Source organism: Cupriavidus sp. 05T313 (genome assembly GCF_056396665.1).
In genome coordinates, this window is sequence record NZ_JBFTLX010000588.1 from 1 (window position 1) to 541 (window position 541).

Genomic DNA, 541 nt, shown 5'->3' on the forward strand with positions numbered 1-541 from the left:
GCGTGGGCTACGGCAAGGCCAAGGAAGTWCCCGCYGCTATCGCSAAGGGCGTTGAAGARGCCAAGAAGTCCTTCTTCCGCGTTCCCCGCRTYGGCAACACCATCCCGCACCGCGTTCAGGGTGAAGCCGCTGCCGGCGTCGTAATGCTGCGTCCGGCTTCCGCCGGTACCGGTGTTATCGCCGGTGGTCCGGTCCGTGCAGTACTGGAGTGCGTGGGCATCCACGACATCCTCTCCAAGTCGCTCGGTTCCTCCAACGCCATCAACATCGTTCACGCGACCGTTGATGCCCTGAAGCGCCTCGAAGAGCCGGCGGCAGTGGCAGCACGCCGCGGCCTGCCGCTSGACGAGATCGCTCCGGCAGCGTTGGTGAAGGCCCTCCTGGCTCCGAAGGCAGGTGTTTAGTCTTGGCTAAGAACCTGGTCCCCTCGGACGCTCAGTTGGAAATCACTCAGATCAAGTCCGCCATTGGCGGCAAGCAGAACCAGCGCGACACCCTGCGGTCCCTCGGCCTGAAGCGGATCGGACACACCGTTGTCCGC

The 541-nt window shown here is 64.2% G+C and carries 2 protein-coding genes; both read left to right on the plus strand.

The features are described from left to right. Window positions 1–404: 30S ribosomal protein S5 (locus AC1DKD_RS41880; protein ID WP_477144816.1), on the plus strand; the 404-nt coding region annotated here is incomplete at its 5' end. A 35-nt stretch (window positions 405–439) separates the two neighbouring features. Next, the coding region (rpmD, locus tag AC1DKD_RS41885) for a 50S ribosomal protein L30 (protein ID WP_477144817.1) at window positions 440–541 on the plus strand (102 nt) is incomplete at its 3' end.